We start from the raw sequence: 15,654 nt of genomic DNA, 5'->3' as shown, positions 1-15,654 counted from the left end.
CCCCCGGGCGTGGGCTCGCGGGCTCGCTCACCGGAGGTGCTCCCAGTGGACGACGGCCGCGACGTCCTCCGGCGGCAGCGCGGCCAGCAGGTCGCGCACCGGGCCGCGGCCGGGCAGCACGGCGGTGGGGTCCAGGCTGGCCCACGGCACCAGGACGAAGGCACGCTCGTGCGCCCGCGGGTGGGGCAGCGTGAGCGCGGGGTCGTCGGAGAGGACCGGCTGCCCGTCGTCCCCGGTGACCGTGACGACGTCGACGTCGAGGGTGCGCGACCCCCAGCGCACGTCGCGGGTGCGCCCAGCGGCCTGCTCCAGCTCGTGCGCGCGGGCGAGCCAGCCGGCGGCGTCCCGGTCGCCGCGGACGACGACCACCGCGTTGAGGTAGGGCGACTGCTCGACCGGCCCCCACGGCGGGGTCTCGTACAGCGTCGAGCGCGCCACAAGCACGCCGTCGTCCTTGAGCGCCCGGACCGCCGTGCGCAGCGCGGCAGCGCGGTCCCCAAGGTTGGCGCCCAGCGACAGGACGGCGCGGGTCACGAGTCGTCCTCGCTCACGTGCGCTCCCGCCGGATGGTGACCGTGACGTCGTCGAAGGGGACGCCGAGGTCGGCCTCGGGCTTGTGCACGGCGATCTCGACGGCGTCCACCAGCGGGTCGTCCAGGCAGACGTCGGCCAGCCGCTGGGCGAGGGTCTCCAGCAGGTCGACCGGCTCCCCCGTCAGCACGCTGTGCAGCGCGCGGGCCAGCTCGGCGTAGTTGACCGTGCGCTCGAGGTCGTCGTCGGCGGCGGCCGCGGTGGTGTCGAGCTCGAGGACGGCGTCGACGCGGAAGGTCTGCCCCACGCGGCGCTCGGCCTCGTACACGCCGTGGAAGGCGTGCGCGGTCAGCCCGCGGACGGCGATGCGGTCGGGTCGGGCGTCAGCCACGGCGCTTCCCCTCGCGGCGGGCCCCCTGGACGGCGGCGACGGTTCTGACGGCGTCGGCCGAGGCCGCGGCGTCGTGCACGCGCACCCCCCAGGCCCCGGCCTCCGCGGCCAGCACCGTGGTGGCCAGCGTCGCGGCGTCGCGCTGCTCGGCCGGGCGCAGCGTGCCGTCGGCGTCGGCGAGCAGGCGGCCGAGGAAGGACTTGCGGGAGGCGCCGACGAGCACCGGAAGGCCCAGCCCGACGATGCGGTCGAGGCCGGCGAGCAGCCGCCAGTTGTGCTCGGCGCGCTTGGCGAAGCCCAGCCCCGGGTCGAGGACGAGCTGCTCGGGGGTCACGCCCGCGGCGACGACGTCCTCCACCCGGGCGGTGAGCTCGGCGCAGACCTCGGTGACGACGTCGCCGTACTGGGCGGCGGCGTACATCTCGCGGCTGTGCCCGCGCCAGTGCATGAGCACCCAGGGGACGCCGGCCCCGGCGACCAGCTCGGCCATGTTCTCGTCGGCCAGTCCCCCGCTGACGTCGTTGACGAGGACCGCGCCCGCCTCGAGGGCCGCCTCGGCGACCTCGGCGCGGGTGGTGTCGACGCTGGTGCGCACCCCGGCGCGGGACAGCTCGCGGATGACGGGGACGACCCGGCGGCACTCCTCGGCGGCGTCCACCCGGTCGGCCCCGGGGCGGGTGGACTCCCCGCCGACGTCGACGTAATCCGCACCGCCGGCGTGCATCGCCAGGCCGTGCGCGATGGCCGCGCCCGCGTCGGCGAAGCAGCCGCCGTCGGAGAAGGAGTCGGGCGTGACGTTGAGGACCCCCATGACCATGCAGTGGTCGGGGTGCGGCAGCTCGAGCGGGTTCACCGGCCCAGCACGAGGCTCATCGCCTCGCTTCGGGTCGCCGGGTTGTCCCGGAAGATGCCGCGCACGGCCGAGGTGACCGTGGACGAGCCGGGCTTGCGGACGCCGCGCATGGCCATGCACAGGTGCTCGGCCTCGATGACGACCAGCACGCCGCGCGGCTTGAGGACGTCGGCCAGCGCGTCGGCGATCTGGCTGGTCATCCGCTCCTGCACCTGCGGGCGACGCGCGTAGACCTCGACCAGCCGGGCCAGCTTGGACAGGCCGGTGACCCGCCCGTCGTCGCCCGGGATGTAGCCGATGTGCGCGACCCCGTGGAAGGGCACCAGGTGGTGCTCGCAGGTCGAGTACATCGGGATGTCCTTCACCAGGACCATCTCGTCGTGGTCCTCGTCGAAGGTCGTCGCCAGGACCTCGGCCGGGTCCTGCCACAGACCCGCGAAGGTCTCCGCGTACGCGCGGGCGACCCGGTCCGGGGTGCCCTGCAGGCCCGGGCGGTCGGGGTCCTCGCCGACGGCCAGCAGCAGCTCCCGGACGGCGGCCGCGGCCCGGGCGTGGTCGACGCCCGTCCGCGGCCGGTCCAGCAGGTCGTCCGGTTCCGCCGGGACCTCGCTCATCTCTGCGCGGGGGCGCCGACGTCCCCCACGGCGGTGCTGCCATGGCCGACGTGGCCGTTGCCGTTCTGCGCCGCCCGCTCGGCGGGGGTCAGCACCGGCGGCTGGTCCGACGGGGTGCGCTTGCCGAAGCCGTTGTACGGAGCCAGCGACGGGCGCTTGGTGACCGGCGCGCAGATGCGGGCCATGTCCTCCTTGGAGAGGGTCTCCTTCTCGATCAGCTCGAGCACGAGCTGGTCGAGGACGCCCCGGTACTCGACCAGGATCTCCCACGCCTCGTCGTGGGCGGCCTCGATCAGAGCGCGGATCTCACCGTCGATGTCGGCGGCCACGGCCTCGGAGTAGTCCGGCCTGGTGTGCATGTCCCGCCCCATGAAGGGCTCGGAGTCACCGCTCCCGTACTTCACCGCGCCCAGCTTGGCGCTCATGCCGTACTGGGTCACCATCGCCCGGGCCATCGCGGTGGCCTTCTCGATGTCGTTGCCGGCGCCGGTGGTGGGCTCGTGGAAGACGAGCTCCTCGGCCGCCCGGCCACCCAGGGCGTAGGCGAGGGTGTCGATCATCTCCGACCGGGTCTGGGTGTACTTGTCCTCGGTCGGCAGCACGAGCGTGTGACCGAGCGAGCGGCCGCGCGGCAGGATCGTCACCTTGTGCACCGGGTCCAGGTTGGGCAGCGCGTGCGCCACCAGGGCGTGGCCGCCCTCGTGGTAGGCGGTGACCTTCTTCTCCTTCTCGCTCATCGCCCGCGTCTTGCGCTCGGGGCCGGCGATGACGCGGTCGATCGCCTCCTCGAGCACCGCGTCGGTGATGACCGCGCCGTTGTTGCGCGCGGTGAGCAGCGCACCCTCGTTGAGCACGTTGGCCAGGTCGGCGCCGGTGAAGCCCGGCGTCCGGCGGGCCACGGTCTCCAGGTCGACGTCCGGAGCGAGCGGCTTGCCCTTGGCGTGCACCTCGAGGATCCGCTTGCGGCCCTCGAGGTCGGGGCGGTCCACGGCGATCTGGCGGTCGAAGCGGCCGGGGCGCAGCAGCGCCGGGTCGAGGATGTCCGGCCGGTTGGTGGCGGCGATCATGATGACGCCGCCCTTGACGTCGAAGCCGTCCATCTCGACGAGCATCTGGTTGAGCGTCTGCTCGCGCTCGTCGTGCCCACCGCCCATGCCGGCGCCGCGGTGCCGGCCGACCGCGTCGATCTCGTCGACGAAGATGATCGCCGGGGCGTTGGTCTTGGCCTGCTCGAACAGGTCCCGCACGCGGCTGGCACCGACACCGACGAACATCTCGACGAAGTCGGACCCGGAGATGGAGAAGAACGGCACCCCGGCCTCACCCGCCACGGCTCGGGCCAGCAGCGTCTTCCCGGTGCCGGGCGGGCCGAACAGCAGCACGCCCTTGGGGATCTTCGCGCCCACGGCCTGGAACTTGACCGGGTTGGCGAGGAAGTCCTTGATCTCGTGCAGTTCCTCGATGGCCTCGTCCGCGCCCGCGACGTCGGCGAACGTCGTCTTCGGGGTGTCCTTGGTGACCTGCTTGGCCTTGGACTTGCCGAAGGCCATGACCCCGCGGCCGCCGCCCTGCATGGAGTTGAAGAGCCAGAACAGCAGGAGCAGGAGGATCACGAACGGCAGGAAGCTGATCAGCAGGCTGACCAGGACGCTGTCCTGCGTGACGTTGGTGTTGAAGTCGACGCCCTCGCCGTCGCCCAGGCCGGAGACCAGGTCGAAGACGTCGTCGGCAGCACCCAGCGGGTAGGAGGCGGTGATCTGGTCGCTGCCCTCGACCGGGTTGGCCAGCTCGAGGTCGAGCGTCTGTTCCTTGTCGTTGATCGTGACCTGACGCGCGTTGCCGTTCTCGATCTGCTCGATCGCGGTCGCGGTGCTGACCTCCTGGAAACCGCCGGTGCCGCGGAACAGCGAGGAGAACGCCAGCGCCAGGAGGACGACGAGGACGACCCAGAACCACACGGAGCGGAAGATCTTCTTGCGTTCCATACACCGATGCCGGGCGGCCGGGTGCTCCGGCCTGTCCCGTCCACCCTCCTGATCGTCCGGGGGACGCTCCCTGCGGCCCGGGCGGGCACCCTGGCGCTACGGTGCAGCGTCGTTGCGATCGACGGTACACCGGCGAGCCTGTCCGACAGCTGTGCCGCAACGGCCTCCCGGCTGACAACCCCCTGGCGGGTGGGCTGTCATCGCGGCCTGGCCGCGATCCCGACGTACGCCGCCCTGCACCGTCCCCTGTGCCGATGATCAGCTCAGCTCACGTCTGCGGTCCTGGCTCACGACCGACGGTGAGCCAGGACCCGCGATGATCAGCTCAGCTGATCATCGCGGCCTCGACGAGTGGGTCAGCTCGAGTAGACCTCGGGCTTGAGCGTCCCGATGTAGGGCAGGTCGCGGTAGCGCTCGGCGAAGTCCAGGCCGTAGCCGACGACGAACTCGTTGGGGATGTCGAAGCCGACGTAACGGACGGGGACCTCGACCTTCACCGCGTCGGGCTTGCGCAGCAGGGCGCAGACCTCGAGCGAGGCCGGCCGCCGTCCGCCGAGGTTCTTCAGCAGCCAGGACAGGGTCAGCCCGGAGTCGATGATGTCCTCGATCACCAGCACGTGCCGGTCGCTGATGTCGCGGTCGAGGTCCTTGAGGATGCGCACGACGCCGGAGGAGCTGGTGGCCGAGCCGTAGGACGAGACGGCCATGAACTCCATCTGGGTGGGCAGCCGCAGCGCCCGGGCGAAGTCGCTCATGAACAGCACCGCGCCCTTGAGGACGCCGACGAGCAGCACCTCGCGCCCCGCGTAGTCGCTGGCGACCTGGTCGGCCAGCTCGGTGATCTTGGCCTGGATCTGCTCCTCGCTGAGCAGCACGTGGTCGATGTCCGGGCCGTAGCCGTGGTCGTTGCCGAGCTCTGCTGGAGCGCTGGCGGGCTCGCTCACGGGCGGGACTCCTCGCGGGTGTGGGGTGCGTCCTCGGGACGGGGGCCCCGCGCGACGGGGGGGCGACAGCTCAAGCCTGCCAGACGTCCGGAGGGCCCCTGCACCGCCGGGTAGGTCGATCCGACCCTGCCCCCGCCAGTCCGTGACGAGCGTCTCGACCGCGCGCAGGTGGACCGCCTGGACGTCGGGGACACCACCACCGTGCAGCCACCCGCGGAGCACCCGCCGGCGCAGCGCAGCGGGCAGCGCGCCGAGCTCGCGGGCGGGCAGGGACGGGACGCGCGACGGCCCGGCATCGGCGAGGCGGGCCAGCTGCGCCGCGGCCAGCTCGTCGAGGGCGTCGAGGTCGTCCCGGAGCAGGTCCGCGGTGCGGGCCAGCGCGGGCGCGACGCCACCGCCGAGCACCGCCTCCATCAGTGGGAGCACCTCTGCGCGCAGCCGGGCACGGGTGTAGGCGGGATCGGCGTTCCACGGGTCGTCCCACACCGGCAGCCCCTGCTCCGCGCACGCCTGGCGGGTGGTGGATCGGCGGACGCCGAGCAGCGGGCGCCACCAGAGGACGCCGTCCGTCGTCCGTTCGGCGACCATCCCGGCCACCGACCGGGGACCCGAGCCGCGGCCCAGCCCCAGGAGCACGGTCTCGGCCTGGTCGTCGAGGGTGTGGCCGAGCGCGACGCGGGCGCCGAGGTCGGCGGCCGCGGCGGCGAGCGCCCCGTACCGCGCCGCGCGGGCGGCGCCCTCCGGCCCGCCGTCCGCCCCGACCGCCACGCGGCGGACGATCACCGGGTCCAGACCCAGCCCGCGCAGCAGCTCCGCCGTCGCCTCGGCCCGCTCCCCGGAGCCCGGCTGCAGGCCGTGGTCGACGGTCACCGCGCCGACGCGGACGCCGGCGGAGCGGGCCTCGAAGGCCAGGGCCGCGGCCAGGGCGAGGGAGTCCGCTCCCCCGCTGACCGCGGCGAGGACCGGCCGGCTGCTGCTCCGCAGGCCCGGCCGTACGGCGGTCCGCAGGACCGCGACGGCCCGCGGCGGACCCGCCATCCCGCCGTCCCGTCCGCCCTCAGGCGGGGATGGCCGGGCGGCCGTGCACCCGCTCGACCCAGCGTGCGGGGTCGGTGAGCTCCTCGATGCGGGGCAGGTTCTCCGGCCCCTCCCACACCCGGTTGAAGCCCTCCATGCCGACGAGGTCGACGACCCCGCCGACGAAAACCCGGCCCTCGGCGTACTGCCGCATCTTCTGCTCGAGGCCGAGCAGCCGGCGCAGCACGCGGTCGATCGGCCCGCGGCCCTTGCGGCGCTGGGCGAACCGCTTCCGCAGCGTCCGCACCGACGGGACGACGTCCGGGCCGACGCCGTCCATCACGTACTCGGCGTGCCCCTCGACCAGGCTCATCACGGCCGTGACCCGGTCGAGGACGGCGCGCTGCCGCGGGTCCTGGACCAGCGCCATCAGCCCGGCGTCGTCCCCACCGGCCTCGCCGCGGGCCGCGTCGAGGACGCTGCGCAGCACGTCGCCGAGCCGGTCGCGGAGCACGTCGGGGTCCAGGTCGGTGACCTCGACGAACTCGGCCATCTGCGCCTCGAGGTGGTCCTTGAGCCACGGGACGGCGGTGAACTGCAGCTGGTGGGTCACCTCGTGCAGGCACACCCACAGCCGGAAGTCGCTGGGGTCGACGCCCAGCCGGCGTTCGGCGTCGACGATGTTCGGCGCGACCAGCAGCAGCCGGCCACCGGTGCCGAAGATCTCGTACTGGCCGAGCACGCGGGAGGAGAGGAAAGCGAGCACGCCGCCGGCCTGCACGCCGGTGGCGCGGGAGCCGATGGCGGTGGCCAGCGGGCCGGGCCGGTGCTCCTGCCGGGCGGCGAGCGCGTCGACCAGCGGGTCGAGCAGCGCGGACATCCCCTGCGTGTTGGCGTCCACCCAGCCGGGCCGGTCGACGACGGCGACCTCGGGCGCCCGGCCGCCCGGGACGGGGCGCAGGCCGGTGAGGCCCTCGACGTGCGCGACGGCGGTGGCGGCGGCCTCGTGCAGCTCGCGCACGACCGCGGCGGCCTCCTCGCGCGTGGTCTGCGGCCCGGGGCCGACCAGGCGGCGGGCGGTGCGTCCGGCGAGGTCCCAGTCGACCATCCGTGCGGGGCTGCTCATCGGCCTCACGGTACAGAAAGGACCCTCCTGCTCCCCACCGCTCGCACGCTCGCGGTGGGACCCTGCAGGAGGGCCGTCACAGGGGCCGCTAGCGGCAGCCGCAGGCGGCCAGCGCCGAGGCGACGTCGTCCAGCGCGGCCTCGGCGGCCGGCCCGCTGGCGGGCGCGGCGTCGGCGAGGACGGCGAAGACCAGCAGCCGGCCCTCGGCGGTGACCACCGTGCCGGCCAGGCCGTGCACGCCCAGCAGCGTGCCGGTCTTCGCGCGCACCGAGCCCGGCGCGGTCCCCGGGTCCTCGTCGCCGCGCTCGGCCAGGGTGCCGTCGTAGCCGGCGACGGGCAGGCCGGACAGGACGGGCGACGCCTGGGCCAGCGTGCCGTCGGCGGCCCCGGTGAGCAGGTCGGCGAGCAGCGCGACCGGGACCCGGTCGGTGGCGGACAGGCCGCTGCCGTCGGACAGCGAGACACCGGTGACGTCGAACCCGGCGCCGGCGACCGCACGGGTGACCGCTTCGCCCGATCCCTCGAAGGTGGCCGGCAGGCCGCCGGCCAGGGCGACGTGGCGGGCCAGCGACTCGGTCAGCAGGTTGTCCGACTGGGACAGCGCCTGCTCGACCAGCCGGGCCACGGGTGCCGACCGCACGGTGCCGAGGGTCTGCGTGCCCTGCGGCGCGTCGCCCAGGACGACGGTCGCGCCGGGCACGTCGAGCGCGACGGCCAGCGCGGTGCCCGCGTCGGTGCCCGGGGCGCCGCTGCGCTGCAGCTCGGTCGGGCTCACCCGGGCGCCGTCGACGGCGGTCGCGGTGACCGGCGCGGCGTAGGTGGACGGCGCGTCGCCGGGTCCCCAGCCGCTGGCGGTGAGCGGGCCGTCGAACAGCGAGTTGTCGACGACGACGCGGCTGACCGCGGTCCCCGGCGGCAGGCTGCCGCGCACCTGGGCGGCGAGGTCGGCGACGGTCGGCGCCCCGGGGTAGGTCAGCGAGGGCACGGTCCGCGACAACGTCGGGTCGCCGCCGCCGACGAGCACCACCTCGTCGGGCCTGGAGCCCGCGACGACGGTGGTCTCCAGCGTGGCGTCTGGGCCGAGGGTGGTCAGCGCCGCGACGGCCGTGAGCAGCTTGGCCGTCGAGGCCGGCGTGGACGGGTCGGCGCCGTTCTGGTCGAGCAGCACCTCCCCCGAGGCGACGTCGACGACCCGCGCCGCCACGCCGGCGCCCAGGGCGGGGGCGGCCAGCAGCGGCGCGAGCTCGCCGGCGAGCACCGTGGCGTCGGGAGCGGGCGCCTGCGACGACAGCGCCGCGAGCACCGGGGCGGCCGGCTCCACGTCGGGCAACCGGGCCTCCGCGGCGGCGACCTCCGTGGCGTCGTCGTCCCCCCGCGGAGCGACGACGAACCAGGCGCCGGCGCCCGCCACGAGCAGCAGCGCGACCAGCCCGAGGATGAGGCGGCGACGGAACCGGGAGTACTTCGGCGTGACGGTCGCCGACCCGCTGGACGCGATGGTGCCCACCCCCTGAAGCGACCTCCGGCGGTCCTCCGGGGTCCGATCCGCCACACTACGTCCCGTGCAGTTCGACGTGACGATCGAAATCCCGAAGGGCCAGCGGAACAAGTACGAGCTGGACCACACCACCGGACGCATCCGCCTGGACCGGATGCTCTTCACCTCAACCCGGTACCCGGCCGACTACGGGTACATCGAGAACACCCTCGGCCAGGACGACGACCCGCTCGACGCCCTGGTGATCCTCGACGAGCCGACCTTCCCCGGGTGTCTCATCACCTGTCGGGCCATCGGCATGTTCCGCATGACCGACGAGAAGGGCGGTGACGACAAGGTCCTGTGCGTGCCGGCCACCGACCCCCGGATGGCACACCTCACGGACATCGGCGACGTCTCGGAGTTCGACCGGCTGGAGATCCAGCACTTCTTCGAGACCTACAAGGACCTCGAGCCGGGCAAGTCGGTCGAGGGCGCCGAGTGGGTCGGCCGCGAGGATGCCGAGGCGGAGATCAACGCCTCGCTCCGGCGGGCCGAGGAGGCCGAACCCCACCACTGAAGAAGGACCACCCTTCCCCCACGCCTCGCACGCTCGGCGCGGGACCCTGGAGGGTGGCCACCCTGGCCCCTCACCGAGCGGCCGCCGAGCGCACGACGGACGCCGACGGCGGCGCACTCCCACCGGGTGCGCCGCCGTCGGCGTCTGCCGGTGGGTCAGCCGACGGTCCCGCCGGACCTAGGAGCGGGGCGGGACCAGGTCGGCGAGCAGCGCACGGACGCGGGCGTCGACGTCGTCGACGATGCGCCGCACCGTGTCGAGGTCCTGACCGGCCGGGTCCTCGACGGGCCAGTCCTCGTAGCGCTTGCCGGGGAAGACCGGGCACGTCTCGCCGCAGCCCATGGTGACCACCACGTCGGCGGCATCCACGAGGTCGGCGTCGAGGCGGGTCGGGACGTGGTCGGTGACCGGCAGCCCCCGCTCGGCCAGCACCCGGGCCACGACCGGGTTGACCCCGGCGCCCGGCTCGGACCCGGCCGAGCGGACCTCGACGGCGTCGCCGCCGTGGTGCCGGGTGAGCACCTGCGCGGCGACGGAGCGGCCGGAGTTGTGGACGCAGGCGAACAGGACGCTCGGCCTGCCACTCATGGGACCTCCTCGTACGGGACGACGGCGACGAGCAGGGGCGGACGCATCAGCAGCAGTCCGGATCGAGAACGCGGCACAACGCACCGAGGGAGTCCCGGCGAGCCCGGTACCAGACGTTCATGCCGCGCCGCTCGCCGTCGCTGATGAGCCCGGCCCGGCGCAGCACCGACAGGTGGTGGCTGACGGTGGCCTCGGTGAGCCCGACCGCCGGCGCGAGGTCGCAGGTGCACACCTCGACGGTGGCGAGCAGCAGCGACATCAGCCGCACCCGGACCGGATCGGCCAGCGCCTTGAGCCGCACCGCGACCTCGAGCGCCACGTCAGCGTCCATGGGAGCGGCCGCCACCGGGGCGCAGCAGATCGGGGCGCGGGTGTCGATCACGGGTAGGGCCTTGGGCACGGGTCCATCGTGCCCAAGGGCGTTGACATACGTCAAAGACGTCGGCACCCTCTCCGCCACAGGAGTTCGATGAACGTCGAGGAACTGTGAGGAGCCCCGTGTCCCGCATCCAGCTCGCCCTCAACGTCGACGACGTCGAGTCCGCCACCGCGTTCTACGCCACGCTGTTCGGCACCCAGCCGGCCAAGACCCGGCCCGGCTACGCCAACTTCACCATCGCCGACCCGCCACTGAAACTGGTCCTGCTGGAGAACCCCGGACAGGGCGGCACGCTGAACCACCTCGGCGTCGAGGTCGGCTCCGTCGAGGAGGTCGACGCCGAGCAGACCCGCCTCGCGGCCCAGGGCCTGGCCTCGGTGGACGAACGCGGCACGACCTGCTGCTACGCGAAGCAGGACAAGTTCTGGGTGGAGAACACCCCCGGTGGAGAGCGGTGGGAGGTCTACACGGTGCTCGCCGACAGCCCGACCTTCGCCGGCGACCCCGGGGACGGCCCGGCCTGCTGCGGCGCCGAGCCGGCTGCCGCGTCGTCCTGCTGCTGAGCGCGGCCGACTCCGCCGAGACGACAGCGGCCCCGTCCAGGTGGACGGGGTCGCTGGAGTGGAGCCGCCTGTCGGAATCGAACCGACGACCTTCTCATTACGAGTGAGATGCTCTACCGACTGAGCTAAGGCGGCGGACGTGCGCAGCCAGCTTACGTGACCGCTCGGCTCCCCCGGCGCAGGCCCCGCGGGTCACCCCGGCAGCCGGAGCGCCACGGTCAGCGCCTCCACGGCGACCTGCGGCTTCACGTTCTGCTCGAGCGCCCTCCGGCAGTCCAGGACGGCGTCGATGCGGCGCAGCGCACCCTCCGGACCGATCCGCCGCGCCAGCTCCTCGGCGTCGGCGCGACGGTCCGGGTGGGCCAGGGTGACGCCCTCCGTCCCGCTCGTGGCGATCACCAGGGCGTCGCGGTACAGGGCGGCGAGGTCGACCAGCGCCCGGTCCAGCGAGTCCCGGCCCAGCCGGGTGGCCCGCGACTTCTGCCGCTTCTCCAGCTCCTTGAGCTGCCCGGCCCCACGGCTCGCGGCGGCCACGCCGGGACCGCGGGCGCCGACGCCGAGGCTCTGCTTGACCGCCTCGGTCTCGGGCCCGTCGAGCTCGGCGGTCGCCCGGTCGGACTCCTCCTTCGCGGCGCCGACCAGGTCGTCGGCGGCGTTGAGGCAGGCAGCCAGCGACACCAGCGACAGGGGGACGTCGAGGACCGCCTTGCGGGCCAGCCGGGCGCTCTCGTCGCGGGCCAGGTGCCGCGCACGCCCGACGTGCCCGCCGGCCGCCGCGGCCGACCAGGCGGCCAGCGCCGGGTCGATGCCGTCCCTGCGGACCAGGACGTCGGCGACCGCGTCGATCGGCGGGGTGCGCAGGCCGACCACGCGGCACCGGGAGCGGATGGTCACCGGCACGTCCTCGGGGTGCAGGCTCGGCGCGCAGAGCAGGAAGACCGTCCGCGTCGGCGGCTCCTCCAGCATCTTCAGCACGGTGTTCGACGCCTGCTCGGTCATCCGGTCGGCGTCCTCGACGAGCACCACCTGCCAGCGCCCCTGCGACGGCGCCCGCCCCGCGATGCGGACCAGCTCGCGCACCTCTGCCACGCCGATGGACAACCCCTCCGGGATGACGGTCTGCACGTCGGCGTGGGTGCCGGCGAGCACGGTGCGGCAGGCGTGGCAGGTGCCGTCGCCGCCGTCGGGGCACTGCAGCGCGGCGGCGAAGGCGCGGGCGGCGACCGACCGCCCCGACCCGGGCGGGCCGGTGAACAACCAGGCGTGGGTCATCGCGCCCGGGTCGGCCACCGCGGCCTGCAGCTCGGCGACGACCGCCGGCTGGCCGATCACCTGCTCCCACACCCCGCTCACGCGGGCACCTCCAGCAGCGCGCCCACCCGCTCGCGGACGTCGGCAGCGAGCTCGTCGACGCCGCGTGTGGCGTCGAGCACGAGATAGCGCCCCGGCTCGGCCGCGGCGAGCGTGCGGAAGGTGTCGCGGACGCGCTGGTGGAACTCCAGCGACTCCGACTCCAGCCGGTCGGCGGCCGCCCGGCCGCGGGCGCGGGCGAGCCCGGTCTCCGGGGGCAGGTCGAGCAGCACGGTGAGGTCCGGGCGCAGCCCCTGGGTGGCCCAGCGGGAGATCGCCGCGACGTCGTCCAGGCCGATGGTGCGCCCGGCGCCCTGGTAGGCCAGCGAGCTGTCGACGTACCGGTCGGTCACGACCACCTCGCCGGCGGCCAGCGCCGGGCGCAGGACGGCGTGGGCGTGCTGGGCGCGGTCGGCGGCGTACAGCAGTGCCTCGGCGCGCGGGGACAGGCCGGTGTGCGCGCGGTCGAGCACGATCGCCCGGACGGCGGCACCGGCCGGGGTGCCGCCGGGCTCGAAGGTGGCCCGCGCGGTCCGGCCCCGCGCCGTCAGCCACTCGCAGAGCAGCCGGACCTGGGTGGACTTCCCCGCGCCCTCGCCGCCCTCGAACGCGATGAACAACCCGCCGGGACGGCCGGCGGCCTCGACGGGGAGGGCAGGCGGACCGTCGTCGGACACGGGGCTCCCGGGCTGGTGGATGGGTGGCGGCACGGCGGCAGCCACGGTACCGGCCGGGGCCGACGGTCCCGGATCGCCGCCCTAGGGTCGGGACGTGACGAGCACCGCCGCCTGGGACCCTGCCGGCTACCTGCGATTCGGCGACGAGCGGGCCCGGCCGTTCACCGACCTGCTGGCCCGCGTCGGCGCCCGGGGACCGCGGACCGTCGTCGACCTGGGCTGCGGCGAGGGCGCGCTGACCGCGTCGCTGGCGCAGCGGTGGCCGGGCGCGCGGGTCACCGGCGTCGACTCCTCGCCGGAGATGCTCGCCGCGGCCGCCGCGCACGCCGTCCCCGACCGCGTGGCCTTCGCCCTCGGCGACGTCCGGGAGTGGCAGCCCGACGAGCCGGTCGACGTCCTGGTCACCAACGCCGTCCTGCACTGGGTGCCCGGCCACGCCGACCTGCTGCGCCGGTGGGCCGGCCAGCTCGCGCCGGGCGGCTGGCTGGCGCTGCAGGTGCCCGGGAACTGGCGGGCGCCGACGCACGCGCTGCTGGCCGGGCTGTGCCGCTCGCCGCGCTGGGCCGGGCTCGTGGGGAACGCGGCACCGGCCGACGACGCGGTGCTCGACCCGGCCGGCTACCTCGAGGTCCTCGCCGGGGCGGGGTTGGCCGTCGAGGCGTGGGAGACGACCTACCTGCACGTGCTCCGCGGGGACGACCCGGTGCTCGCCTGGGTGCGCTCGACCGTGCTGCGCCCGGTGCTCGGCCAGCTGGAGGAGGACGACGCCGCCGAGCTCACCGCCGAGTACGCCGCGGCGCTGCGGGCGGCCTACCCGCAGCGCCCGGACGGGACCACGTTGCTGCCCTTCCGGCGGGTGTTCGCCGTCGGGCACGCTGCCTGACCGGTCAGCCGACGGAGTTCGGCAGGCAGGAGCGGACCCCGTTCGCGCCGCCGCGTTCGAAGGCGTCGATGCGCTCCTGGGCGCTGCCGTGGGTCTCGGTCTGCTGCTGGCCGTTCGAGTCGACGTACACCGTCCCCCACTCGTTCTCGCTGCCGACGGCGGTCAGGGACGCGGTGAACTCCTCCGTGTCGCCGGACTCCAGGGTCAGCAGCCCGTCGTCGACGGCGCCCTGCAGCGCGGCCCCCGCCAGGCAGTCGGCCTGCAGTTCGTAGGCCTCGGACACCAGCGCGGGGTCGAGGTGGGCGACCATCGAGTGCGCCCACTCGTGGGCGACGACCAGGTACACGAAGGCGTCGCCCAGTTCCTGCGACATCAGCATCAGGTCGACCTCGAAGGCGAGGAAGTCCCCGATCGGGCAGTGGAAGGCGTTGCCCTCCGGGAGCAGCAGGTCGCCGCAGTACACCTGCTCCGCCGGGGCGTCGTAGAGCCCGGGGGCGCGGGCGGCCGGGGCGAGCGCCGGCGCGGTGTACCGGCCGGGGAAGTACTCGTTCCAGGAGGTGCGCCACCAGGTGTCCACGGCGTCCAGCGCCATGGCGTAGTCGGTGTCGAGGTCGTCGGTGGCGACACCGTCTGCACCGGTCACCGGTTGCGGCTGCGACGCGTAGCCTGCCGGCTCTGCCGTGTCGGCGGCGGCCGGGGTGCCCGTGCCGAGGAGCACGGCGGCCACCAGTGCGGTCAACAGTCGGCCTGCGCGCGTCGCCATGGCCAGCCCCCTCCGTCGAGAACGGGCGCAGGCTAGGTGCGCGGCCCCGCGGGCCCGCAAGGCCCGAGCGGACGGAACCGTCTCGTCCCGGCCGGCCCGCGTGCGGTCGTGACGGGCGGTGACCCCGCAGAGTCGATGTGTCGTCGACCGCCGTGGCGGCGTCAGCCGGGGTCCAGCCGGTAGGCGTCGGTGCGGTAGGGCAGGTCGACGCGGTCACGGCCGCGGGTGTCGGGGTGGGTGTCGAGCACCGCGCGGACCTCGCCCAGGAACTGCTCCCGCCGGGCGTCGTCCATCGTGGCGACGTAGCTGCGCGTGGCGATGCCGGCGACCACCTGCTCGGGGGTGAGCCGCTGCACGATGCCGGAGCGGTGGTGCTCGACCCGGGCCCCGAGTGCACGGGCGAAGGCGTCGACGACGCCCTGGTCGGCCTCGTGGCCGCGCGCCTCGGCCGCCAGCGCCCGGCCGAGCGCGGCCACCCAGGGCACGTCCTCGTCGCGGGTGTTCCACACCAGGCCGACCACGCCGCCGGGACGCAGCACCCGCCGCAGCTGTGCGGCCGCGGGTTCCGGGTCGAACCAGTGCGCGGCCTGCCCGGCGACCACGACGTCGACGCTGCCGTCGGGCAGCGGGACGGCCTCCGCGTCGCCGACGTGCGTGGGCACCTGCGGGTACCGCGCACGCAGCTCGGCGAGCATCGGCTCGGCGGGGTCGACGGCGACCACCTCGTGCCCGGCCGCGAGCAGGACGCCGGTGAGCAGCCCGGTGCCGGCGCCCAGGTCGAGCACGCGCCGCGGGCGCTCCCCCACCAGGAAGGCCACGGCGTCGGCCGGGTAGTCCGGCCGGTGCGCTGCGTAGCCGGCGGCGACGGAGCCGAACGAGGCCCCGCGCTGCCGCCAGGTCCCGGTGTCGAGCTCGTCGCCCGGCACGGGGACC

At 74.8% G+C, this 15,654-nt stretch carries 17 protein-coding genes and 1 tRNA gene; 3 read left to right on the top strand and 15 right to left on the bottom strand.

Annotated features, from left to right (window positions below):
- Positions 1 to 27: 27 nt before the first annotated feature.
- From folK to dacB, 8 genes are all read right to left on the bottom strand, one after another.
- Positions 28 to 534, bottom strand: a complete 507-nt coding sequence (gene folK / locus ACWIX3_RS07230; protein ID WP_448611399.1) for a 2-amino-4-hydroxy-6-hydroxymethyldihydropteridine diphosphokinase — start codon at positions 532 to 534, stop codon at positions 28 to 30.
- Positions 535 to 547: 13 nt separating this feature from the next.
- Positions 548 to 922, bottom strand: coding sequence for a dihydroneopterin aldolase (gene folB / locus ACWIX3_RS07225; RefSeq protein WP_448611398.1), 375 nt, complete (start codon positions 920 to 922; stop codon positions 548 to 550).
- Positions 915 to 1,775, bottom strand: a complete 861-nt coding sequence (gene folP / locus ACWIX3_RS07220; RefSeq protein ID WP_448611397.1) for a dihydropteroate synthase — start codon at positions 1,773 to 1,775, stop codon at positions 915 to 917. Before folP ends, folB begins: the two co-directional genes overlap by 8 nt.
- Entirely contained in the window at positions 1,772 to 2,389 is a 618-nt protein-coding gene (folE, locus tag ACWIX3_RS07215; RefSeq protein WP_448611396.1) for a GTP cyclohydrolase I FolE, read from the bottom strand. The genes folP and folE overlap by 4 nt, the downstream gene beginning before the upstream one ends.
- Entirely contained in the window at positions 2,386 to 4,374 is a 1,989-nt protein-coding gene (gene ftsH, locus ACWIX3_RS07210) for an ATP-dependent zinc metalloprotease FtsH (protein ID WP_448611395.1), read from the bottom strand. Before ftsH ends, folE begins: the two co-directional genes overlap by 4 nt.
- A gap of 356 nt (positions 4,375 to 4,730) precedes the next feature.
- A complete protein-coding gene (hpt, locus tag ACWIX3_RS07205) occupies positions 4,731 to 6,356 on the bottom strand; it encodes a hypoxanthine phosphoribosyltransferase (protein ID WP_448611394.1) in 1,626 nt (541 codons plus the stop codon).
- Between the two features lie 19 nt (positions 6,357 to 6,375).
- Positions 6,376 to 7,461: a zinc-dependent metalloprotease gene (locus ACWIX3_RS07200; RefSeq protein WP_448611393.1), complete on the bottom strand. Its 1,086-nt coding sequence runs from the start codon at positions 7,459 to 7,461 to the stop codon at positions 6,376 to 6,378.
- 88 nt (positions 7,462 to 7,549) lie between these two features.
- Positions 7,550 to 8,968, bottom strand: a complete 1,419-nt coding sequence (gene dacB, locus ACWIX3_RS07195) for a D-alanyl-D-alanine carboxypeptidase/D-alanyl-D-alanine endopeptidase (protein WP_448611392.1) — start codon at positions 8,966 to 8,968, stop codon at positions 7,550 to 7,552.
- Positions 8,969 to 9,023: 55 nt separating this feature from the next.
- Here dacB and ACWIX3_RS07190 point away from each other — a divergent pair, with 55 nt between their 5' ends.
- Entirely contained in the window at positions 9,024 to 9,518 is a 495-nt protein-coding gene (locus ACWIX3_RS07190) for an inorganic diphosphatase (protein WP_448611391.1), read from the top strand.
- Positions 9,519 to 9,695: 177 nt separating this feature from the next.
- On the opposite strand, the gene ACWIX3_RS07185 is transcribed toward ACWIX3_RS07190, so the two are convergent.
- Together ACWIX3_RS07185 and ACWIX3_RS07180 are read right to left on the bottom strand one after the other, a co-directional pair.
- On the bottom strand, positions 9,696 to 10,106 hold the full coding sequence (locus ACWIX3_RS07185; RefSeq protein ID WP_448611390.1) for an arsenate reductase ArsC: 411 nt from the start codon (positions 10,104 to 10,106) through the stop codon (positions 9,696 to 9,698).
- A 46-nt stretch (positions 10,107 to 10,152) separates the two neighbouring features.
- Positions 10,153 to 10,506: an Rv2640c family ArsR-like transcriptional regulator gene (locus tag ACWIX3_RS07180; RefSeq protein WP_448611389.1), complete on the bottom strand. Its 354-nt coding sequence runs from the start codon at positions 10,504 to 10,506 to the stop codon at positions 10,153 to 10,155.
- Positions 10,507 to 10,604: 98 nt separating this feature from the next.
- Between ACWIX3_RS07180 and ACWIX3_RS07175 the strand changes: the two genes are divergently transcribed.
- Positions 10,605 to 11,048, top strand: coding sequence for an ArsI/CadI family heavy metal resistance metalloenzyme (locus ACWIX3_RS07175; protein ID WP_448611388.1), 444 nt, complete (start codon positions 10,605 to 10,607; stop codon positions 11,046 to 11,048).
- Between the two features lie 59 nt (positions 11,049 to 11,107).
- Here the strand turns inward: ACWIX3_RS07175 and ACWIX3_RS07170 are convergent.
- From ACWIX3_RS07170 to tmk, 3 genes are all read right to left on the bottom strand, one after another.
- Positions 11,108 to 11,183 (bottom strand) — tRNA-Thr (locus tag ACWIX3_RS07170).
- A 57-nt stretch (positions 11,184 to 11,240) separates the two neighbouring features.
- On the bottom strand, positions 11,241 to 12,401 hold the full coding sequence (locus ACWIX3_RS07165) for a DNA polymerase III subunit delta' (protein WP_448611387.1): 1,161 nt from the start codon (positions 12,399 to 12,401) through the stop codon (positions 11,241 to 11,243).
- On the bottom strand, positions 12,398 to 13,075 hold the full coding sequence (gene tmk / locus ACWIX3_RS07160; RefSeq protein ID WP_448611386.1) for a dTMP kinase: 678 nt from the start codon (positions 13,073 to 13,075) through the stop codon (positions 12,398 to 12,400). Before tmk ends, ACWIX3_RS07165 begins: the two co-directional genes overlap by 4 nt.
- A 94-nt stretch (positions 13,076 to 13,169) precedes the next feature.
- On the opposite strand from tmk, the gene ACWIX3_RS07155 reads away from it, so the two are divergent.
- Positions 13,170 to 13,958: a trans-aconitate 2-methyltransferase gene (locus ACWIX3_RS07155; RefSeq protein WP_448611385.1), complete on the top strand. Its 789-nt coding sequence runs from the start codon at positions 13,170 to 13,172 to the stop codon at positions 13,956 to 13,958.
- A 4-nt stretch (positions 13,959 to 13,962) separates the two neighbouring features.
- Here the strand turns inward: ACWIX3_RS07155 and ACWIX3_RS07150 are convergent, their stop codons facing one another.
- Together ACWIX3_RS07150 and ACWIX3_RS07145 are read right to left on the bottom strand one after the other, a co-directional pair.
- Positions 13,963 to 14,721 (bottom strand): hypothetical protein, encoded by a 759-nt coding sequence (locus ACWIX3_RS07150; RefSeq protein ID WP_448611384.1) that lies wholly within the window; start codon positions 14,719 to 14,721, stop codon positions 13,963 to 13,965.
- Positions 14,722 to 14,882: 161 nt separating this feature from the next.
- Complete coding sequence (locus tag ACWIX3_RS07145; RefSeq protein WP_448611383.1) at positions 14,883 to 15,647, bottom strand: class I SAM-dependent methyltransferase; 765 nt, start codon at positions 15,645 to 15,647, stop codon at positions 14,883 to 14,885.
- Positions 15,648 to 15,654 lie beyond the last annotated feature (7 nt).

Source organism: Geodermatophilus sp. URMC 60, from assembly GCF_053502585.1.
The sequence above is the reverse complement of the archived record's forward strand: the minus strand, read 5'-3'. Positions and strand labels throughout refer to the sequence as shown.